Origin of the sequence: Paenibacillus sp. ClWae2A (genome assembly GCF_032452295.1) — a bacterium.
GTDB lineage: Bacteria > Bacillota > Bacilli > Paenibacillales > Paenibacillaceae > Paenibacillus.
The window spans coordinates 1-22,187 of the sequence record NZ_JAULSQ010000004.1 but is presented as its reverse complement, the minus strand read 5'-3'; the positions used below and the strand labels follow the sequence as shown (position 1 = coordinate 22,187).

General features: G+C 49.3%; 18 protein-coding genes. 9 read left to right on the top strand and 9 right to left on the bottom strand.

Annotated features, from left to right (window positions below; all coding sequences use genetic code 11):
- Window positions 1-23: 23 nt before the first annotated feature.
- Window positions 24-1,574 carry a gluconokinase gene (gene gntK, locus QVE09_RS14825; RefSeq protein WP_315937399.1) on the top strand — a complete coding sequence of 517 codons (1,551 nt, stop codon included), beginning with the start codon at window positions 24-26 and terminating at the stop codon, window positions 1,572-1,574.
- 559 nt (window positions 1,575-2,133) lie between these two features.
- Here gntK and QVE09_RS14820 read toward each other — a convergent pair.
- Window positions 2,134-2,523, bottom strand: coding sequence for a nuclear transport factor 2 family protein (locus tag QVE09_RS14820; RefSeq protein ID WP_315937398.1), 390 nt, complete (start codon window positions 2,521-2,523; stop codon window positions 2,134-2,136).
- A gap of 163 nt (window positions 2,524-2,686) precedes the next feature.
- Between QVE09_RS14820 and QVE09_RS14815 the strand changes: the two genes are divergently transcribed.
- The 3 genes from QVE09_RS14815 (at window position 2,687) to QVE09_RS14805 (ending at window position 4,968) form a co-directional block, all read left to right on the top strand.
- The gene (locus QVE09_RS14815) at window positions 2,687-3,004 is read left to right on the top strand and encodes an ArsR/SmtB family transcription factor (protein ID WP_315937397.1); all 318 of its coding nucleotides are present in this window, start codon (window positions 2,687-2,689) and stop codon (window positions 3,002-3,004) included.
- Window positions 3,005-3,074: 70 nt separating this feature from the next.
- Window positions 3,075-3,890 (top strand): hypothetical protein, encoded by an 816-nt coding sequence (locus QVE09_RS14810; protein ID WP_315937396.1) that lies wholly within the window; start codon window positions 3,075-3,077, stop codon window positions 3,888-3,890.
- 118 nt (window positions 3,891-4,008) lie between these two features.
- Complete coding sequence (locus QVE09_RS14805) at window positions 4,009-4,968, top strand: MraY family glycosyltransferase (RefSeq protein WP_315937699.1); 960 nt, start codon at window positions 4,009-4,011, stop codon at window positions 4,966-4,968.
- Window positions 4,969-5,151: 183 nt separating this feature from the next.
- Here QVE09_RS14805 and QVE09_RS14800 read toward each other — a convergent pair whose 3' ends face one another.
- The 3 genes from QVE09_RS14800 to QVE09_RS14790 form a co-directional block, all read right to left on the bottom strand.
- On the bottom strand, window positions 5,152-5,970 hold the full coding sequence (locus tag QVE09_RS14800; protein ID WP_315937395.1) for a carbohydrate ABC transporter permease: 819 nt from the start codon (window positions 5,968-5,970) through the stop codon (window positions 5,152-5,154).
- Window positions 5,970-6,863: a carbohydrate ABC transporter permease gene (locus tag QVE09_RS14795; RefSeq protein ID WP_315937394.1), complete on the bottom strand. Its 894-nt coding sequence runs from the start codon at window positions 6,861-6,863 to the stop codon at window positions 5,970-5,972. The genes QVE09_RS14800 and QVE09_RS14795 overlap by 1 nt, the downstream gene beginning before the upstream one ends.
- A 138-nt stretch (window positions 6,864-7,001) precedes the next feature.
- Window positions 7,002-8,342, bottom strand: a complete 1,341-nt coding sequence (locus QVE09_RS14790) for an ABC transporter substrate-binding protein (RefSeq protein ID WP_315937393.1) — start codon at window positions 8,340-8,342, stop codon at window positions 7,002-7,004.
- A 481-nt stretch (window positions 8,343-8,823) separates the two neighbouring features.
- Between QVE09_RS14790 and QVE09_RS14785 the strand changes: the two genes are divergently transcribed.
- Complete coding sequence (locus QVE09_RS14785) at window positions 8,824-9,855, top strand: LacI family DNA-binding transcriptional regulator (protein ID WP_036667984.1); 1,032 nt, start codon at window positions 8,824-8,826, stop codon at window positions 9,853-9,855.
- Between the two features lie 431 nt (window positions 9,856-10,286).
- On the opposite strand, the gene cydC is transcribed toward QVE09_RS14785, so the two are convergent.
- Genes cydC through QVE09_RS14765 form a run of 4 tightly spaced genes read right to left on the bottom strand, consistent with a single transcriptional unit; the run spans window position 10,287 to window position 16,553 of the window.
- Window positions 10,287-12,224, bottom strand: a complete 1,938-nt coding sequence (gene cydC, locus QVE09_RS14780) for a thiol reductant ABC exporter subunit CydC (protein ID WP_315937392.1) — start codon at window positions 12,222-12,224, stop codon at window positions 10,287-10,289.
- A 1-nt stretch (window position 12,225) separates the two neighbouring features.
- A complete protein-coding gene (gene cydD, locus QVE09_RS14775; RefSeq protein ID WP_315937391.1) occupies window positions 12,226-14,136 on the bottom strand; it encodes a thiol reductant ABC exporter subunit CydD in 1,911 nt (636 codons plus the stop codon).
- 1 nt (window position 14,137) lies between these two features.
- Window positions 14,138-15,193: a cytochrome d ubiquinol oxidase subunit II gene (gene cydB / locus QVE09_RS14770; protein WP_315937390.1), complete on the bottom strand. Its 1,056-nt coding sequence runs from the start codon at window positions 15,191-15,193 to the stop codon at window positions 14,138-14,140.
- Window positions 15,138-16,553, bottom strand: coding sequence for a cytochrome ubiquinol oxidase subunit I (locus tag QVE09_RS14765; RefSeq protein WP_315937389.1), 1,416 nt, complete (start codon window positions 16,551-16,553; stop codon window positions 15,138-15,140). The genes cydB and QVE09_RS14765 overlap by 56 nt, the downstream gene beginning before the upstream one ends.
- Before the next feature lie 383 nt (window positions 16,554-16,936).
- On the opposite strand from QVE09_RS14765, the gene QVE09_RS14760 reads away from it, so the two are divergent.
- Genes QVE09_RS14760 through QVE09_RS14745 form a run of 4 tightly spaced genes read left to right on the top strand, consistent with a single transcriptional unit; the run spans window position 16,937 to window position 21,432 of the window.
- Complete coding sequence (locus QVE09_RS14760; RefSeq protein WP_315937388.1) at window positions 16,937-18,229, top strand: tetratricopeptide repeat protein; 1,293 nt, start codon at window positions 16,937-16,939, stop codon at window positions 18,227-18,229.
- Entirely contained in the window at window positions 18,226-19,221 is a 996-nt protein-coding gene (locus QVE09_RS14755) for a glycosyltransferase (RefSeq protein ID WP_315937387.1), read from the top strand. The genes QVE09_RS14760 and QVE09_RS14755 overlap by 4 nt, the downstream gene beginning before the upstream one ends.
- Before the next feature lies 1 nt (window position 19,222).
- Complete coding sequence (locus tag QVE09_RS14750; RefSeq protein ID WP_315937386.1) at window positions 19,223-20,764, top strand: glycosyltransferase family 4 protein; 1,542 nt, start codon at window positions 19,223-19,225, stop codon at window positions 20,762-20,764.
- Complete coding sequence (locus QVE09_RS14745; RefSeq protein ID WP_315937385.1) at window positions 20,761-21,432, top strand: class I SAM-dependent methyltransferase; 672 nt, start codon at window positions 20,761-20,763, stop codon at window positions 21,430-21,432. The genes QVE09_RS14750 and QVE09_RS14745 overlap by 4 nt, the downstream gene beginning before the upstream one ends.
- 249 nt (window positions 21,433-21,681) lie before the next feature.
- Here QVE09_RS14745 and QVE09_RS14740 read toward each other — a convergent pair.
- A partial coding sequence (locus QVE09_RS14740) for a hypothetical protein (RefSeq protein ID WP_315937384.1) occupies window positions 21,682-22,187 on the bottom strand: 506 nt, incomplete at its 5' end.

Below are 22,187 nucleotides of genomic sequence, written 5' to 3'. Positions count from 1 at the left end.
ATTTAAGAAAGAGGGATGACAAAATGGCTTCTTCACCCTATATGATCGGCGTAGATATCGGCACAACCTCCACCAAGGCCGTCTTGTTCGAACAGAACGGAACCATTGTGGCACAAGGCAGTGCCGATTATCCGCTGCACACCCCCACACCTGCGATTGCGGAGCAGGATGCGGAAGATATTTTCAAAGCAGTCATCGAATCCGTTAAACAGGCCACGTCCAAAGCGGGAGTGAAGCCAGAGGACATCCTGTTTGTATCCTTCAGTTCGGCCATGCACAGCATTCTGCCAGTCGATCAACAGGGCACACCGCTGATGCGGGCCATGACTTGGGCAGATAATCGCAGTACAGAGTGGACGGAAGTACTCAAATCGGAGATGAATGGTCACGAAATCTATCTGAGAACAGGTACGCCGATTCATCCGATGTCCCCTCTCACCAAGATCATGTGGCTCACCCGGGATCAACCGGAACTGTTCAGACAGACGTACAAATTCATATCCATGAAAGAATATGTTTTCTATAAACTATTTTCTGAATACGTCATCGACCACTCGATGGCCTCAGCCACCGGGCTTATGAATCTGGAAAAACTCGACTGGGATGCAGAAGCACTCCATGTGGCGGGCATTACCTCGGAAAATTTGTCCCGATTAGTACCGACCACACATGTGCTGAAACAGGGATTGCACCCGGAGTACGCCAAGGAGATGGGCATTGCGGTCACCACACCGTTTGTCATCGGTGCAAGTGATGGCGTGCTCTCCAATCTGGGCGTGAATGCCATTGATCCAGGTGTTGTGGCCGTGACCATTGGTACCAGTGGAGCGATTCGTACAGTCGTAGATAAACCGGTGACTGATCCAAAAGGACGCTTCTTCTGTTATGCACTCACGGAGGACGCCTGGGTGATTGGTGGACCGGTTAACAATGGCGGTGTTATTTTCCGCTGGATTCGGGACGAGTTTGCAGCTTCCGAGGTAGAAACGGCCAAGCGACTTGGCATCGATCCGTATGAAGTACTCACTCGTGTTGCGGAAAATGTACCTCCGGGTTCGGAAGGTCTCTTGTTCCATCCGTACATGACAGGTGAGCGGGCTCCGCTCTGGAATCCGAACGCACGCGGCTCATTCTTCGGTCTGACGCTGCATCATAAGAAGGAACATATGATTCGCGCTGCGCTCGAAGGTGTATTGTTCAACCTGTACACGGTCATGCTGGCGATTGAAGAAAAGATCGGTCGTCCGAAAAAAATCCAGGCCACAGGCGGCTTCGCCCGCTCTGAGTTGTGGCGGCAGATGATGGCCGATATTTTCGATCAGGATGTCATCATCCCCGAAAGTATTGAAAGCTCCTGTCTCGGCGCAGCCGTACTGGGCCTATACGCCCTTGGCCGAATCGATTCCCTGAGTGCCGTCTCCGGCATGATCGGATCGACACATCGGCATCAACCAGACCCGGACAGTGTCCGCGTGTACCGTGAACTGCTGCCGATCTTCATCCGCATCTCCCGCAAGTTTGAAGAAGAGTATGCGGATATCGCTGCTTTTCAGAATAAGACGATGCAAGGGTAGGGAAGGCGTGGGATGGCATGCAGGGTGACCGGAGGATGGGACGGTTAAGGTTCTGAGAGTTGGAGATTTGAGGGTTACTAGCCTAGGATGTTACACGTTGGAGGGTCAAAACGTTGAACATGGAATCGCTAACGAATCGTAGACGTCTTATATGAGGTTTATAGCATGTTTTCAAAATCTAACGAACCTGAGACACCTTATATCGGCTTACATGGGCACAAAACTGCTCTGGAACCTAATATGTAGCCTATTAACGTGTCTGTGGTTCGTTAGAAAATTAATTTTGCCAAATATCCTCCAATAGCGCCTCTCAGATTCGTTAGAATTGAAAGAACATCGTTTCCAAGCAGCAAGTCACCATCTCCTAAGCTGCCTCTGGCTCAAACTAACATCCGACTCTAATGACTACGTTTTATGAACGTTCATGATGACCGTTCCGCCATGTTTAGAACATGCGGGAGGGTCTTTTTCATATACACATAAAAAGCCCCACAGCTTGTGAAAGACTGTAGAGCTTCGTTTCTTAAAAACTTCAATTTCACTTATTAATACTCCGCTATTACTGATTATACTTGCTGAACGCATTCTGATCGGCCTGTACATTTTCCAGATACACGATCTGTCCCGCATCATTTACACGCGCGATATCAATGCCTGCTTTGGCATATACCGTTCCGTCTGCCGCTTGTCCGCATACCGCCCAGTTGGTTTGGTAGCTGCCGTCAGGCTGTTGCACCCACCCGTCCCACATATGTTTTACATCCTTATTGTATTCGTAGAAAGCCTTCATAAAACCTTCAAACCCTGTTCGACTGGTGCCGTTAAGCACAATTTCTGCGTCCGGTGTAAACAGGGACAATAAATCCTTCATGGCGCGCTCGTCTGTACGTGAAGCATCAAATAAACGGAAATAGTTGTTCAACAGTGTAGTGGTACTTATAGTACTCATTTATATTCCTCCTAGAATGAAAAGCCGTTTTCCAATCTTTCAGTTCGAATATTTTCGAACTAACTGAAAAGAAATGTATCATACTTCTTATACTGCCTGCAAGAGATAGTTTGAAATTTTTCAAACATTGAAAGGTGTGGCCGAATATGCTAACGTCATAAATATGAGAACTCCAACGATACCTATGGCTTCGGAACTGAAGCTGACCACGGTCTGCAATGCATTGGGTGATCCGATCCGCATGAAAATTGCACACTGTCTGGCCAGCTCAGGCGAGAAAAATTGTTCCGCCTTTGAAGTAGACCATATTTCCAAATCCACGTTGTCCCATCACATCAAAATTTTACGTGAAGCTGGCGTGATCCAGCCACGCATTGAAGGTAAACAGCACTTTTACTCCCTACGAAAGGAAGAGCTAAACACACGTTTTCCAGGCCTCGTCGAGATGATTCTGAATACAACCGAGGAATACGCACATTAAAGTAAGCAGGTTTGAGATATACAAATCACATTAATCATGATCGCAATTCCCATATAAGGAGGCTAACCATATGGACAAAAAAGCGGCAAAGATATTGCTGAGCACCTTCTGGGGAGGTGGGGGCTGGAAAACAACCTCTGTCCCCTTCTCCGGGGAGGAATTTGAATATGCCAAAAGCAAAAGCGTTATGTTCGATCCACTCACGATCACGCATGACGAGATTGTCCAGCGTCTGTACGACATGCATCAGGATGACTCGTTCAAGGAACGGGTGATTTCGGCCTTTTTACATAGTCTGTCCACCAAAAAAGTCTATCTACGCAGCGCATTATCCAGCTGGGCCTTAACATCGAACATACCTTTACACACCTATGCGGAACGCCCTGCCCTCTACCCTAACACCAGTGCCTGTGGAGATTGTAACTTCCTGCGTTTGCAGTCAGACAAGGAATATTCCAACGTCGACTTAAACGTCCTGAACTTTGAACGGATCAAGTGGGGCGGCGTGCGTCACGGGTGGCTTATCTATTGCCTGATGGATCTGGAATTACTGCTTCAGGACAACGATGCGAACTATGAAGTAACTCCTGAAGACCAAGCCATCCTGGTCAACCTGCTTGAAGCAGCGCAGACGGAAGACCCCAAGGACAGTGCACGTTCCCTCGAGAAAAAGTGGAAGGATCTCTTCCCTTCCAGCAAACAGGAGCGCGATGCCCTGTTAGAAATCTGGGCGGCAGCCGGCATACTGGTTCCTGGAGATAAACCGAGAAAAGGCAAAGGTGGTTCCAGCGATTTTGTCTTTGCAGCAACCTGGCAAGGTGATGATGGATATCATGCAGAAGCCGTAAAACATTATTTCGGCTCCTATCTTCCTCAAATACAATAAAACCTGAACTTTTGCTCACCTTTGCGTACGTCTGGTTACAATAATGACATCGACAGATTTCCTGTTTAACTCGTATAATAAGGGGAAATTGGTAGATGGGAGTGAAACAAGCGAGTTTATGGTATACATACTGGCTTTTATAGTGTCTTTTGCTGTCGTGGTTCTGCTCATTCCGCCGCTTGGTCGACTGGCTCACCGACTCGATTTTGTGGACAAGCCTCGGGAAGATGTGGAGCGTAAGCTGCACAGGCAACCTATCCCGCTCACGGCGAGTTACGCGATATTTACTGGATTTTTCCTGACATACATTGCTCTGACGAAAGAAATCACATGGGAAACAGCGGCTCTGGTCGCTGGTGGTATGCTTCTGCTAACGATTGGTACCATCGACGACTGGTACAAAACAAAAGGCAAAGATTTTCCTGCCCTGCCCAAAATGCTCGTACAAGTCTCTGCGGCAGTACTCGTATTTGCTTCTGGCATTGCGTTCACCGGATTCGTGAATCCCTTCAACGCGGAATATGTCATGCTTCCAATCTGGCTGCAATTCATTCTCACGATCCTGTGGATCTTCGGGGTGACAACAGTCATCAACTTCTCGGACGGCATGGACGGACTCGCTGGCGGATTATCGGCCATCTCGGCAATTACCCTGTTCATCGTGGCGCTTGCCAAAGGTCAAAGTGATTCCGCACTCATGTCGATCATTCTGGTCGGGGTGACGATTGGTTATCTGAAGTACAACAAAGCTCCTGCCAAAGTGTTCATGGGGGATGCAGGCGCTACGTTCCTTGGCTTCATTCTGGCGGTTATCGCTCTGGACGGTGCATTCAAACAAGCAACCATGTTGTCCATCTTCATTCCGATTCTGGCGCTGGGTGTACCGATCTTCGACAACATCTTTGTCGTTATCAAACGTTTCATTCAAGGTAAAGCGATCTATCAGGCCGATGCAAGTCAAGCTCATTATCGGTTGCTGCGTGCCGGATTGAATCAAAATCAGGTGGTGGGTGTGCTGTATCTAGTCAGCACATGTCTATGTCTATCCTCCATTATTCTGATGTTAGTGGAGTTATAAAACCAAAATAACGATGAAAATAATAGAAGCCACCTTCATTGCGTTGAGGGTGGCTTTCTTATGATGTTTTATGGATCGCTTGCCCTTTTTTTCGTACTACATTCTGTATAGGCCCACTATCCCTGATGCCTGCGTAACTCCTCCTTTAAGAGGCACTTTCAGTTAAAGCGGAGTGATTCTAACTTACGATTTAACAGCCCCTGCCATAGCGCCTCCCACAATGAACCGTTGCAAAGCAACATACAGGACAACCAGTGGCAAGGTAACAATCAGAATGCCACACGCGAGCAGCGGCCAGTTGTTCATGTACTGTCCATAAAATGTAAAGAGTCCTTTGGTTACCGGCTGATAATTCGGATCAGATAAATAAATGGTCGGCCCGATAATATCGTTCCATACACCAATCGCGGTAAGAATAATACCTGTTGCCAGGATCGGTTTCATTAACGGAACAAGGATAGTGAACAGATAACGTGTATATCCACTCCCGTCCATGGCTGCCGCCTCATCCAGTTCACGCGATATTGATTTGATATAACCCACAAACATGAGAAAGGCAATGCCCGTACCTGTCGTCTTCAATAAGATGTACCCGATTTGGGTGTTGTAAAGACCCAGATTATTGATCAGGGAAAACTGCGGAATGAGCGGGTTGGGAAGGTACATGGAAATCAGAAAGAAAATATAAATGAGTGTGCTGAATTTAACATATCTGCGTGCGAGCGGGAATGCAGCAAATATAGATAAAATCAACGTCAGCAGGGTGGACATCCCTGTATAGAGCACACTGTTCCACATATACTGAGAGAAGTTCCCTTTGTTCCATGCTTCGGAAAAGTTCTCAAGCCGGATCCCTTCAGTAAGAGCTACAGGATCGAGCAGATACTCTGTCTGTGTCTTCATGGATACATTGAACAGATAGAATAGAGGGAAAACGTACAACGCAAGCATGAGCAGAACGATAACGTAGCTGACCAATCTGGACGTTTGGCTCTGTTTCATTACGCTTCCACCTCTCTTCTGCGAAGGTAAAATAAAGCGACCATCGATATGGTAAATACAAAGAGGAACTGAATCATCGCGACAGCAGAAGCCAAACCGTAATCAGCCGTTCCTGTGCCAAATGCCGTAGCATAAACATCAAACGCAAGCGTCGTTGTATTGAACTTGCCGCCTGTAAGTACATAGATAATATCAAAGGTTTGCAATGCCCCTATGATAGACAAGAGCATGTTAACCGTGAATGCAGGAGCAATCATGGGGAATGTAATGTTCGTAAATGCTTTCCACCCCGAAGCACCATCCATGTAACCCGCCTCATACAGATCGCTCGGAATGGATTGCAGACCTGCAAGAAAGATCGTCATGGAATACCCCATGTACATCCAGATCTGAACGAAAATAATCAGTTCAAAGGCGATATTATAATCACCAAAAAAGTTGGAGCTGGTACCAAAAAAGTTGAGAAGCGACTGGGCTGGGCCACCCAGCGGATTCGCAACGAGTTGCCAGATCAGTCCGGACACCGTAACCCCCAATACAACCGGCAAAAAGAATACCGCACGGTACAATTTGTCGCCTCTAAGCTTCTTGTTGATCAAGATCGCCATGAACAAACCCACCGCATTCTGGATGACAACCACAGCAAATGCAAAGTACAAGGATCGCCCAATAGCATCCAGCCGATCTCCGGCATTGGATGCACCAAAAAATGTTTTATAGTTTTCAAAGCCGATAAAGCTCCATTCCTGGCCCCGAACACCAGTAGCATCTGTAAACGAAAACAGTATCGTCACAAGTGATGGACCGAAGCCAAACACAACATAAAGTAACAACGGAATGCTCAAATACAGATAAGGAATCAGTCTTGCCTTACCTTTCCCAAACGGATACATCGTCCTCACACCTTTCATGGGGTAAAACTAAGACATAAGAAAACCGGAATAACAGCCTTGTCTGGCCTGAAGGCTCAGACCCGAGCGCTATTCCGGCGCATGCGGCCAACTTGTGCCATGAATATGAATGATTATGAATTACTTTGGAGCAGCAGCATCCCAGTCCGCTTGGGATTTACCCGCAAGCTCTTCCGGTGTTGCAATCGGTCCGGCTGGCTTGAGCATCTCTGCGTGAACGCTGGCCTCAGAAATGTACTGTCCTACATTCTGACGGTTAATGAACAACTGATCCCAAGAAAGTTTAAAGTCCTTAAGGTAAGGCTGAATGCCTTGGATAAACTCACTTGTCATCTCCACATCAGGCTGTGTTGGCAGGAAGCCGGCTGCATTCACAAATTCCGTGTAGTTCTCTTTCTCCGATAACATATCAAGCCATTTCATTGCGTAATCCTTGTTCGGTGAGTTATCCACCACCATCCAGGTCATATCGTATTTGCCCGCCAGATTTTTGTTCTTGGCTGCATCATTGCTACCTGGAATTGGGAAATACCCAAACTTCAGATCAGGGTTGGCCGTTTGAATTGTTGTTGCATCCCAAGTGCCGTCAGCAATCATAGCCACCTTGCCTGTAGCGAACAAACTGGGCAATGTTCCGTAGTCAATACCCATGAAACCAGGCATTGCATTGTTCATCAGATCCTGAGATTTCTGCAAGACTTCAAGTTGAACCGGATCAGTCAGCTTGGTTTCACCAGTCCATAGACCTTTGATATAAGCAAGCTGATCATCATGAATAGAGGCCTGAAGCCCTTGCACCGCAAGACCTATTGGCCATACATCTTTACCCGCCAGACCCAGCGCTTCGACACCATTGTCTTTGAACACTTTGATAACATGTTGCAATTCATCCCAGGTTGTAGGGATCTCCAGATTATATTTTGCGAAGAGTTCCTTATTGTAGAACAGTCCTGTGAATGCCACCTTGCCCATGTTTACACCGTACACCTTATCGTTATACGTCATTGCGTTCTGTACATCCGCTTCATTGTAGTTTTTTATAAAAGATTGATCAGACAGATCACTGATTAACCCGGCATCGATCCATTGCTTCCACATCGGATCAGCAGCACCACTGGACCATTCCTGCGGAGCGCCTACAAAGCTTGATTTGAGTGGAATGATATCTACGTCCCCATTACTTCCGGCGTTCATCCGTGTTTGCATCAACTGATCGTAAGTCGCGTCTGCCGGAACCGTAGTATATTCTACCTTTACGTCCGGATATTTCGCTTCAAATTTCGTATTAAACTCTTTGATGTAGTTGTTAATATTCTCTTGCTGCCAGTGAATGATCTTCAAGGTAACTTTTTTGCTGCTGTCTGTAGCCTGAGTTCCTTCTTCCGAAGAGCTACTACTACAAGCGGCGAGCACAAATAATAAAGCGGTTACAAGCGCAATGGCTAAAGTCTTTTTCTTCATTTTCGTTGTCCCCCAAATTTTTGAATTAAATCTACGAAATTAGTTTCGTTAATTTCACCCTTATTATGACTTCAGATCTTTATTTTGTAAATAGTCATTTTGTTTTTTTGATTCCCATGCTCCAACCCGCCTGATAAAAGCTTTATTTATTGCTATATACGTTGTAATCAAGTTAACCTTTACGAAAGTTACGAAACAAGCACATGACTTAATTTCATGTACAGCCCCAGATAACCCGATATTCCTTTAAATGGACTCAAAATCTGTAAAACAATTAAGATTACGAGCTAAAATTCGTCCTTACTTTCGTTACAAACCTCCTTGATCACTTCAAACCTATGGATGCATATTATTTCAAGTGTGATTCCCCCCTTTCTTCTGTTGACTCTCCGGTCTATGTAGCATAAAATACTTGCAAGAAAGCGAAAAAACCGATACAGCCCCAGTTTGCGAAACTAGTTTAGGAATCCGAGGGATGTTTATGAATATCAAAACGATAGCGAGTTTAGCAGGCGTGTCTGTAGCCACGGTGTCCAAGATTATCAATAACTATCCAGATATTAGCGAGGAAACGCGCCAGCGCGTGCTTAAAATTATGGAAGAGACAGGCTATCGTCCATCTTCTTCAGCCAAAACACTGGCGACCAAAAAATCCAGCCTCGTTGGCGTTGTGTTTGCAGGGAAGCTGAACGTGGATTTCAGCCACCCTTTCTTCGTACAGGTTATCAATGCGTTTAAGAAACAAATTGGCTTGCTTGGATACGATCTACTCTTCTTCTCGAATGAGAAGTTTCTGGATCAGGGTGAGGACTACTTGGCGAGATCCAAGTATTTTCAAGTGGATGGCTGTATTATTATTGCGGGGGATGAGGTCGAGAGCAGCATATTCGATCTGGATGCCAGCCCAATTCCTTGTATCGGAATAGATATCGAGCTAACAGGACAAAGCTCCTGTTACATCATGTCCGATAACGATAAGATCTCAACCAAAGTTGTAGAACAATTTTATATGAACGGTTATCGAGATGTTGGTTTTATCGGGCTGGAGCGCGCATCTCTTGTGATGCAACAGAGAGAGATGGCTTTCAAACGTTCACTAAATCAGTTTAGTCTTGATGAAAAGCCCGAGTGGGTTGTATACAGCAAAGATTATGCCGCAGCGGATGGATACGAAGCGGCCAAAAAAATGCTCGCCTGCAAAACTCTGCCACGTGCCGTGTTTGCAGCCACAGATCTACTTGCCTTTGGAGCTATTCGCGCCTTTAAGGAAGTGGGGTTACGCATTCCAGAAGATATAGCTGTGGCAGGTTGTGACGACATCGAAGCCTGCCGTTATACCGATCCACCGCTAACAACCGTCAAGCAGGATACGGATAAAATTGGACGCCTTGCTGCCATGATTCTGTTTGATCTGATGAACAAACAAATGGATAATCGCTGCATTAAAGTGGAACCGGAACTGGTTGTGCGCCAATCCTGTGGCACAGCCATGCTGCTGGCACAGGAAATCTGAGCGATAAGTCTTTGGGACTGGCTGCTACAGATCACTTCACATCCTGGACATAGCGAATTTTTCATACTATATAAATTGAACTAAACATTTACACGAGAACGTAGAGGACAGAAATAACCTGAAGAAGCGGAGCTAAAAGCTTTCTGAAAGAAAGCTACTTCGTAAGCTAAACTTCGCCTTTATCACCAGATTTTCTCCTATGTAAAGCCGAATATAAAAAATCTGGGGATAACAGCGATCAGAAGGTTGTTCAGTCATCGGAGTGGCAAGTGTAAATATTCTTTAGTTCAATTTATATAGTCCACACCAGGAAGCGAAAAGGGGATATCCCATAAGTCATGAATATGACTTAGGACATCCCTTGTTTGTGTTATTTTGTTTTAATGAACCTGAGACACGCTAGTCGCTCCCATTTGCCGAGAAAGTTCCTGCTATCTGGAAGCGGCAGTAGGCAGCCTGCCCTCTACTGTCTGCAAGTCAGACCACCCCGGCCGATCAAGTTCAATGAGACGGCGGTATCGCTCTTCCCCAGCCAGCAATTGTTCGTGAGAACCCTGCATGGCAATCTGTCCATTTTCCATAAAAATAAGTTCGTCCATCTGTTCCGCGCCAATCAGGTGATGGGTGACCCAGATCATCGTTTTGCCTTGCAAGCTGTCCAGGATAGTCCGCATCAGTTCGCGTTCCGTCACCGGATCAAGCCCTACGGTTGGTTCATCCAATATAATAACAGGTGTCTCCCGAAGCAGTACCCGGGCCAGAGCGATCCGTTGCCTTTCCCCACCGGAGAAACGCAGCCCCGTCTCCAGCATTGGCGTATCATATCCCTGCGGCAAAGATTCGATCAGACCGGATAACCCTACTTGCGCGGCCACCTGACGAATCTCCTCATCCGTTGCATGTGGACGACCAATCCGCAAATTATTCGCCACCGTGGTGTCGAACAGGTGAGGACTCTGATTCAGCACCGCGATAACATCAGTGACACTCTCACCCAGGGTCTGCACAGGCATATTATTAATTAGAACTTTCCCCGTAGACGGAAGCAAAGCCCCCTGAATCAGTTTCAACAAGGTTGATTTGCCGCCGCCGCTTCGTCCAAGAATAGCTAATCGTTTGCCTTGTGGCAGATGAAGGATTACGTCCTGTACGGCGTAGGAATCATCCGCTACATAACGGTAACTTACGTGATTAATCTCGATGTCTGCTCTGAGTTTGGGCGGAATGCGAAGACGAATTCGTCTGTCCGGGATATCACTCGCGGCTGGCAAGGACTCCGATGTCTGTCCAGCCATCACGTGGCCGTTTTTTACTACAGAGATCGAGTCGCCCGTTCCGCCAACATCGTTCGCTCCACTCTGCCCCGGAAGATCCGCTTTCCCTTCCAGCTGTTTCAAGCGGTCCAACGATTCCCGGTACTGTGGAAGATGTTCCACAGCATCCCCTACAGGCAGAAGTGATTCCGTAAGCGGAAATAACACCAATACAAAAGCAGCAATCATCACGGCAGGTAATTGCCCTACAGAAGCGGCGTTGCCAGCCCATAACGTAACCGATACTACCATCAGGCCAATGACACACTGAGCCATCAGATCACGCCAGCGTGTCCAGCGCCGCAACTTGCGGCGAACCGCGTCGACCTGTTCTTCCGCCTCTTCCTGCTGCTGAACAAATTCCGCTGCTCGTCCACTTGCAAGCCAATCTCCCAGTCCAAGCACACCGTCAGTCAGACGGGTATACAACCTGCTGTTTTCCTTTTTCAGCCGCACACGCCATTTCCACGTCACTTTCAGGGAGATCGCAGGTAACACGGCAACGAGAAATAACATATACAAGCCCATCCACAGCGAAAACCCCAGATCCACACTGCCAAAGGCGATCACAGCCCCACCGTACATCACAAGCGCGGTGACGGCGGGAAAAACGGTGCGCAGATAGATATCCTGCAACCGCTCCACATCATCGGCGAGTGCTCCAAGCACATCTCCTGTCTGCATACGAGAGCGCAGGAACAGGGCCTGTGGCTCCAGAATGCGATATAGCTTCACCCGTTGATCGGCCAATACGCGCAGTACGGCATCATGTCCTGCCAATCGCTCGATATATCGAAAGACAGCGCGGAATATCCCAAATGCACGTACCCCAACAATAGGTACATACACCATCAGAATATTTTCAGGACGCAGCGCAGACTTGGAGATCAGAAATCCGGAGGTAAACAGCAGCAGTACCGCACACAGTGCAGCACAAGTGCCTAGTGCAATGACTGCAATGAATCTCCACCGGTACTGTGCCACATACGGAGCGATCCAGCTATTTTTCTCTTTTCCGTTACGGACGTTCTCCATATGTTCATATCCGGACTTCATTTTATATCGCCTCCATCTGGGCCTGAATCATCTGATAATATACACCTTGTCGTGCCAGTAATTCCTGATGTGTTCCCGTCTCTGCCACTGTGCCGCCATCCATGACAATAATTCGATCCATATGCGGCATCCAGTGCAGGCGATGGGTAGCCAAAAATACAAGTTTGCCTTCAAACAGCGGCAGCATCGTCTGTTTCAGTTCATACTCTGTTTCCACATCCAGATGAGCTGTCGGTTCATCAAGCAGCAGGATGTTCCGTTTACTAAGCAGGGCTCTTGCCAGCGCCACCCGTTGCTCCTGCCCACCACTGAGCTGTCTGCCGCCAGCCCCAATAGGCTCATGCAGCCCACCGGATAATGAGGACAGTAGCTTGGTTAATCCAGCTGCGCTAATGACCTTAGCCACCTCCGCATCCGAAGCCTCCGGCATGTAGAAACGAACGTTATCTGCCAGACTTCCACTAAAGATATACGGATGCTGCGGGATAGCTGCCGTCTGTCTTCGCCAGGATTCGAGCATATCCGATGTAACTGGCTGTCCGTTAGCCAAAACTTGACCCGACGTAGGCAATTGGAAACCAGCCAACACATCAATCAACGTGGACTTGCCTGCTCCGCTGGCGCCAATAATACCGATTTTGCCGAGACCTGTAATCTGAAATGTGACATCCTTTAGCGAATAAGGACCTTCATCATCATGCCGTACCTGTATATCCGTTAGAGCCAATCTGCTATTCTCATTCCAAGAGAACACTGAGGAAGAGGAAGAAACAAGCTCAGGAGTAGTAGAAATAGAAGCAGGAGCAAGATGCCCCGCAGCCATTTTATCGTTCAACACGACGCGTATGGCTGAAGTAGCAGCTTTCCTTTTACCCAAAGATAATGATGGTGTAGATCCAGCCTCGTCCTCTGCCGTAACCGGATGTGCAACAACATTTGCATAGGCTTCTTTCTGTTTCTGTTCAGCGGCTTTCCCCCGTTCAATTACCTGATTAATGGCTGCTCCGGCTTCCTTACCGTCCAATGTGGCATGATAATCAGCGCCGAGCATACGTACAGGCAGGAAATATTCGGGTGCCAGAATCAGTACCGTCAGCGCAGGGCCGAGCACCATATGCCCCTCCGTCAGACGTAATCCCAGACCAACTGCTACGGAAGCAACGGACAGCATCGTGAAGAAGTCGAGTGCAAACGAAGAGAGAAAAGCCATGCGCAGGGTAGACATCGTCGCCTTCCGATACCGCTGACTGACCCGCAGAATGGACCCTTCGTGTGTTTTGCTCTGTCCCAATGTTTTTAGCGTCTCCAGCCCACGCAGGGTATCAACAAAATGGTTGGCGAGTGCTTTGTAGGATCTGAATTGTCCGTCTATCTTGCGCTGCGCAGCCAAACCAATCAGAATCATGAACACGATCAGGATCGGTAGTGTCAGCATCAGAATAACCCCGGACATCAGATCCAGCTTGAACACATACAGCAGAATGACGATGGGTGTGAATCCTATGCCCAACATGCGAGGAATGAATAGTTCGAGATACGTCTTGTATTGAGCTGTTCCCTCACGTGCCAGCGTAACCAGATGCCCTGTGCCCTCCGTCTTGGCATAACGCGGTCCAAGTCTGAACCACTGCTCCACCATCTGTCTGCGCAGATCAGTCCCTGTCTTCTCCGCATATCGTGAAGTCACGAGTTGTAACCAGAAGGATAGGGCGTAGCGGGCGGCAAAAGCAGCCAGGAACAACAGCAGTACCGGGTACTGCTCCGTTATGGATGAACCTTCAAACAATGCCGTGATGGCCTGTGCCAGCCATTTGGCTTGCATTATGATCGTCATCGCCTGCAACAGTACCAGCGCTGATGCCAGCGCGAGTACAGGCCGGATGCCCGGCAGCTTCAGCAGCCCCCGTCCCATATCAGTACTCCAGGTGGTGCTGCTCGTTCAGACGTTTGCGGAAGATATAATAACTCCAGATCTGATAACCGAGAACAAACGGCAGCAATGTGCAAGCTACAATTGTCATTACTTTCAATGAATAAGCGCCGGATGCGGCGTTGTATACAGTCAGGTCATATGCCGCTCCAAAGGAACTCACCATCACTCTTGGGAACAGTCCGATAAATACCGAGGCAAAGGCAATTGCAATCACTGCCCCAGTCATACCAAAAGCCCAGCCTTCACGTTCCTGACGAACAAAGTATGCCGCAAGTGCAAGCGAGACTGCGCCAAGTACAACCATGATCCAAAGAGCCCAGCCGCGTACGGTGAATACATCCGTCATGAAATACGTCATTAACGCGTAAACAGCGAGTAGTGCAGCCAGCGGCAGCATCAATTTTTGCGCTGTCTTCAAGGCACGCTCTCTGAGATCACCGACTGTCCGTAGTGAGGCAAACAGCAATCCATGAACCAGACACAACAGGGTTACGCTCAAGCCACCAATCACAGTGTACGGATTAACAATATCGAGGAATCCTGCACGCAACTGCATCTCCCCATCAATGGGCAGACCCTTCATCAGCGTGGCAAAGACCACTCCGAACAGGAACGGCAAGAGCGCACTGGAGACAACAATGATAATGTCCCACGTTTTGCGCCAGCGCTGCTGTTTCATTTTACTGCGGAATTCAAAAGCAACACCGCGACCAATCAAGGCGAGCAACACCACCACAAGTGGCAGGTAAAAACCGCTGAACAACGTCGCATACCAGTGCGGGAAGGCGGCAAACATCGCGCCCCCTGCCGTAATCAGCCATACTTCATTACCATCCCAGAACGGACCGATCGAGTTGATCAGGGTCCGGCGTTCACGATCTGTTTTGGCGATAATACCTGTAGACATCCCCACACCAAAATCAAAACCTTCCAAAAAGAAGAAACCAACAAACAATACGGCAATCAGCAAAAACCACAACTCACTTAGTGACAACGGAATAACCTCCATCCACGCCGAACGGATCGGCCGATTCATCGTGATCTTCTGGCTTCTCGACCGCAAACGGCCCTGCCTTGATCTCACGTACGAACAGGTATACCATCACGATTCCGAGAACCGTATACGCGGCGGTAAAAGCGATGGTCGAGAACAGGATCATTCCTGCGGAAACGTTTGGTGAGACCCCGGCTTCGGTTGTCATATAACCAAATACCGTCCACGGCTGCCTGCCAACCTCGGTCATGATCCAACCAGACGTATTAGCGATAAACGGCAAAGATATGGCGAATACCATCAGACGCATAAACCACTTTCCAGCGACCTCCAGCTTCTTACGCATGGCTAGGAACGTACCGTATAGCGCCAGTGCAATCATCAAACCACCCGCTGCAATCATGATACGGAAACTCCAGAACGTTGTCCGTACTGGCGGGATATAGTCCCCCGGTCCATACGTCTGTTCATACTCAGCTTGAAGCTCCTTCATGCCTTTGACACTACCGGAGAACTTGCTGTAGGACAGGTAACTGAGCAATCCAGGGATTTTGATCTCACCCGTACTCTCCTGTTTATCCGGATCGATAAAAGCGACCACCGTCCATGGCGCCGGATCTTCTGTCGTTGTCCATGTGCCTTCACTGGCTGCCATCTTCATCGGCTGTGTCTCCACCAGATATTGCGCCTGGAAATGTCCGGAGAAAGCTACCCCAAATGAGGAAACAAGAGCGATAATGATCGCGATATTAAACGACTTGCGGAAGATCTCCACATCCTGCTTTTTCATCAATTTGTAGGCACTAATCCCGGTTACAACGAAAGCCCCTGTCATCAATGCCCCAAAGATTGTATGTGGGAATTCGACGAGAAGCTGACCATTCGTAATGAGTGCAAAGAAATCATTCATCTCGGCTCGGCCGTTGTTAATCTCAAACCCGACAGGATGTTGCATAAATGAATTGGCTGCCAGAATCCACAGCGCAGACAGGAATGTGCCGACAAACACCAGCCAGATGCAGGCCAGATGCACTTTTTTGGACAAACGATCCCATCCGAATATCCACAATCCAATAAATGTAGACTCCATAAAAAAAGCCAGTAACGCTTCAACAGCCAGTGGCGCACCGAACACGTCCCCCACAAACCGAGAGTACTCGGACCAGTTCATGCCGAACTGGAACTCTTGCAGAATACCTGTGACTACCCCGACGGCAAAGTTAATCAGGAACAGTTTGCCCCAGAACTTCGCCATCGTTTTGTAAATCTCCTTACCCTTAACAACGTACAACGTCTCCATAATCGCAACCAACAGTACAAGACCGATGGATAGCGGGACAAAAAAGAAATGGAAAATCGTTGTAAGTGCATATTGGATACGCGATAACATAATCGGATCCATACCGTTACCCCTTCTTTCTGTTCACTTCGCAGTATGCGTATTTGGCATTGAAGCTGCACCTTCGCTGTCTGTCCGCCAAATACGTTGATGAACGTATTGTGCCAGATTACCTATTTTATACATGTGAGAATTATCACAATCTTCGTCTCTAGAGCAAAAAAAAGTGATCCTGGTCACACAAAAGATAAAATTCAGCCTATTATCACAGCCTGCCAACTTCATCTATTCATGGAAGATACTCATGTTTGGGACGGAATGCCCATATGTTAGTCTCAGGCATATCATGCAAAGTGCCGTGAGGGCTTTACATATGAATTGAAAGCATGAAGCACATGCAGAGAGAATGACGCTCCATATTACAGTCAAGGTGAGGTGAACAATTCATGGAAAATCCTGCGCCGTTACCGGATACAGCCCCTGAAGTCAGCCCGGATGAGGCTACTACGGCACAGCCCCCTGTCCGATATGTTCTCTTCCCTCGCAAAGGAGGCTGGTCATCCTTTCCCTATCCCGATATTGCTGCGCTGCTGTCGATCGAGGGAGATGTCTATTATGTCAGCAGCCTGACGCAAACAGAGGATGTACCTCCGGTCATCACCGTCATCTCCCTCCCTGAGGCAGAGCAGCTATTACTGGAACCTCGCACCGTAGCCGTGGTCGCCCATCCCTACTGGCTAATGGCTGCAGCTTCGCTTGAGCCTGAGCTATGTATTGCCCTGCTCCCTGAGCCTGCTGGAAACGAAGCAGAATCTCCGCTATGGGAGAGCAGTATTTCCAAACTGGTCGGTATTGCCGATCTGGTAGGTACATCCTCCGAAACACGTTATATGAAGCTGTTATTCCAAGGCGTACGTGTTATCTGGCTGGGCGGCGAAGACCCTGCACCTGCGGGTACGATGCAAAAGGATGATCTCGAAGTCCCTCTCCGCGACTACGAACTGTTCTTCCTGCATGCGCTGCGGCAGATCCTGTCAGGCACTCCGGATAGCGTCACCCTGCTTCAAAGCAGTGTACGTGCCGACTTCTACCGTCAGCTTCGTGCCAAAGCAGGTGCACATGAGACGATATCCTTTTTGCTGGCAGCCTATGAGTACTTGCTTGAAGATCCGCGGGCCGTCCATTCGTTGCAAGAGGCCTTCACCCATGCAGTCATGAATGCCCGAAGTGACTGTGTGATCTCCCACTATCGATTCTTGTCTGCCATTCATGCCCGGGCCGGACAGTTGGAGGACGCCCTACGGGTGTACGGAATTAGTGCAGCCGATGAACAGGAACGGCATCATTATGAACAGTTATGTCGCTGGTTTGAGGCTGGAGAAGATCAACTTGTACGAGCGGAATTATTGCGTATTAATGATGATTACGGAACCGCGCTACGCATCCTGGACGAACTGGGCGGAGAAACCGCGAGACATTGGAAATTCCGCATTTATCAGGAGACAGGACGTGTGGAAGAGGCACTGGCGCTCCTGCATGCAGTCGATATTCAGGATGATGCCAGTCGCCGGGATTATCAGCAATTATCCGGCAGCGCGCTGGCTCTAAGAGGGGAAAGACACGGCGCAGTCAGACATTTTCTCGAAATGGCACTGGAGGATGAAGATGCCCTCGCCCGGATTGTCGAGCTGGAGTTGTTGGATCATGCTGTACAGCAATTGCTTGGGGAGGTGCCATGATGCTGGACCCAAAGAAGCGTAGACAACAGTTGAATGGGCCAATGGTGCACAGGGATATCCGAACCGAAACCACCTACACGCCAACCGAAACAGTCGATCGAACACATACAGACGCATTGGAAAATGGAGATCACACCCCGGATCATGCGCAACCAACGCAGGACATCCGAAGCCAAGTGCATCACTGGGGCGACACACAAGGTCAAGAAGAACAGAATGCTGCTATAACACAAGAGGAAACAAGTGTATTCAAAGAGCCCTTCTCCATTCGTCGGGTTCGCAAAAGCAAAGGCAACAAGCTGACCGCTATGCTCCAGGTTCGCAATGAACGCGGCCGATACCTTGAAGAAGTATTGCATGATCTGAGTGAGTTCGTGGATGAGATCGTGATTGTGGACGATGCCAGCACAGACGGAACCCCGGATCTATGCAAAGCCTATCCAAAGGTGGTCCGTCTGGAAGTATTGGAGAAACCGCTGTTCGCCGAGGAATGGCGGCTTCGCAACACCTTATGGCAAGCGGCAGCAGGAACACGTCCCGACTGGTTGCTCTCGGTTGATGCGGATGAGCTGTATAGCACAGAGGCCAAGAAAGCCATACGCACTCTGATTAATCAGGAGTATGCGGACTGGTTTGCATTTCGATTCTACGATATGTGGGGTGGCCGGACCCACTACCGGGAAGATGATCTCTGGTGTCTGCACAAGCGGCATACCGCTTCACTTGTACGGTATATGCCTGGATATCCTTATTTTTATCCACAACAGAATCATCACGTTCCCCGTCTTCCCTTGTCCTGCACTGTATTGCCTGGAGTCAGTACGGAACTGAAGGTTCAGCATCTCGGCTGGGCAGGCAGTCTGGAGGACCGGGTTCGTAAATATTTGCGTTACAAGCGCATTGATCCTAGCGGTGAGTGGGGCAATCTTGCACATTACGAGTCGATCCTTGATCCGGAACCTCGGCTGATTCCCTGGAAGGAGGGACCGTGAGATGGGCGTGGTGAGTATCCTGACGCATAGCTTCACCGACGGGTATAACCGGGAATTTGGTCGAGTATTTGGCGGTGGGCTGGAACGATATATTTTGGATCTGTGCAGTGTCATCCGTGGACTCGGGCATATTCCCGAGGTTCATCAACTGTCCTATTTTGAAGCATTCCAGACTCGGACGGAGCAGATTGACGTATTTGGTTATTCGTACGACATGGATAATGTACCGGAAGCCTTTGATCGGATGGCAGCAGCAGCGCGTGGCCCAGTGATCTATGCCAGCTGTCTGTGGCAACCCATCACCTATAAACCCGGCAGTCTTGGCATCTGTCACGGCATTAACTGGGATCGTCCCGGACTTCCACTGGAGACCAAACAACAAGTGGCGGAACATATTCAACTGGCTCTGGACGGACTCGTGCGCATTGTATCCGTGGATTCTCATTTCCAGACCTTTTGCCGGGCTGCATGCACCTATACCGACCCAAGACAGGTTGTCCTGATTCCCAACGCAGTGGATACGTCCTATTTCACACCTGCCCCACCAACGCGAACCTTTGAGCAAGAACAGGAAGACGAATGGCTTGTCGCATGGAAGAATGATCTGGCGAGTCATGAAGAAAATGTTGGTGCAGTTATATCAGGAGTGCAAACTGTAGAAGGCCAGGGCGGAACGAGTTGTGCTGGAGCGAACAGTGGTAAGGCTAACGGAGATGGAGGTGGGGATACAGATAGCGATCAAGAACCAGAGGGGAAGGAAACGGTAGATCTCCATTTGCAGTTATCGAAACTGGAAGAAGTCGAGGCAGATGGCGAAACGTATAGGTTTGCTCATAACCACCGAAATTCAAAGGATTGGGCTACAGATATTCTAACAGAAGCAGATGCTGAGCATCAGGTTAATGGTCCGATTCAAGGGCAGGTTGAAAAGAAAGCTATTGATGCTCATGTGACCTCACCCCGCCCAATTCGCATTATCTATCCACGCCGCATCAGCATGGAACGGGGTATTATTCCAATGATGCTGGCAGCAGATAAACTACTTGGAGCCTTCCCGGATCTGGAGGTTGAATTTGCCGGGGAACTGGTCGAAGGCAGTACGGTCGGGAGAGTCTTTCGTTACTGGCATCGTACTCATCCACATGCGGAGCGAATTAACCAGCGCACGTATGATTTCCGGGATATTCGGGAGGCCTACCATCAGGCAGATATCGCCGTAATTCCAACCGTGTTCTCGGAAGGCACCTCCTATGCCTGTCTGGAAGCGATGAGCTGTGGACTTCCGGTAATTGCCTCCAATGTTGGTGGGTTAAATGATCTGATTCAGGATGGTTTTAATGGGCTACTGGTACCTCCTGGTGAGCAGGAACTAACCGCTGCACTGGTACGTCTTGTACAGGATCGGGCCGAGCGAGAACGACTGGGAATCTATGCGCGAGAGACTGCACTGTCCTATGATCTTGCCCGGTGGCGGAGCCGGTGGAGCACGGTGTTGGAATCTTTTTTGGCAGAGACAGGATTAAAGGAGGGAATTCGGGGATGATGGATATGCCCAAGGCAACGGAATTCATGGAATCAAGATACATTCGGCAAAGTGACCCTAAAACGGACACATTGGTCTTCCCGCTGCATCCGGCATGGTGGAGCCGTCCCTACGAATATGAATGGGCCCGGTGGTTTGCACGTCCGGACGATGTGGTCCTTGATGCAGCCTGCGGCATCTCCCATCCGTTCAAATTCTGGCTTGCCGAACACTGCCGCGAGGTTCATGCCTGCGACTGGGATGAACGCATTTTGTCTGAAGAAGCGATCAGGCTGGATATTGTTTCTGATTTTGGCGAGCAGGCTGCTCAGGATCTGCCAGAATCAACTCTCGCCCGATTGCACCGTGCAAAGGCTGATCTGGCCCAGCTTCCGTATGAGTCGGGTAAGTTTGATCGGGTATTTTGTATCTCTGTACTGGAGCATCTGGATACGGGCACAATGCTGCGGGCATTTCGTGAATTCGCCCGGGTGCTGAAGCCAAACGGACAGTTGATCGCCACCTTCGATGTACCCGAGATGCGCCCTGATCTACTGGAGACGATCATGGCTGTCACCGGATTAACCATTGAAGATAAGCTGAATGTGGTAGAGCCGGACGATGCCATCTGGTCTGACATGTACGGCACGCCGATCCGCTGTTTTCGAGCGGTGATATGCAAAGGTTGAGACGAATTGGGTTACGTTGAGTTAAGTTCAGAGTGGAAAATTGCGGGCTTGAGGGCTAAACCCATTAATTAGTGGCAACGGAACAATACACGGTTCGGGAATGCTCCGATTACCTGTAGCTCCGTTGCTTTTGCAATTTCAATCGGATGGGCTATTGCGGGAATATGTGGGGATATACAGGGGTTGAGGACTAGTGACTAGAAATCAGAAATTAGTGATTAGGGATTAGGGATTAGGGATTAGTAAAAATTATAGGTGTACCAGTAACATGTTGCACTGGTTGGTGTATTCATCAGCAGAGGCTGCGCCGGGTGCTGTCAGGCGCAGCAGGGTTTGCAGGCCCGGCGGGATGGCTGTCGCCTGGCAACCTGTGGCGGCAGATTGCCGCGCAGTGAGTTGGGCCGATTCGGCCCATTCACGCGCCAGGTTCTGCCGCCCGGCGAGCAGCGCGAGCGTGCCCGCGAGGAGCGCATGAGCGGTGCGCACCGGGGCGGGCACTTCGTCCGCGTGGGGCTGCTGCGCGCTGTCAGGCGTGCCGCACAGCGCAAGCAGCCCTTCGCGGACGCTCGCGGGTGCGCGCAGCAGCCCGCAGCGTGCCGCAGGCGGAAGCGCTGCGAGCAACGCCAGCGCGCCGCGGGGCGGCAGGGCTGGCAGCAGGCGCAGCCATGCGGCCCAGGCGCCTACGCCGGCGAGCGCTTGCGCAGCCGCGAGCACGTCGCCCGGCGCAGGCGCGGCACGGCCGCCGGGCGTTGCGC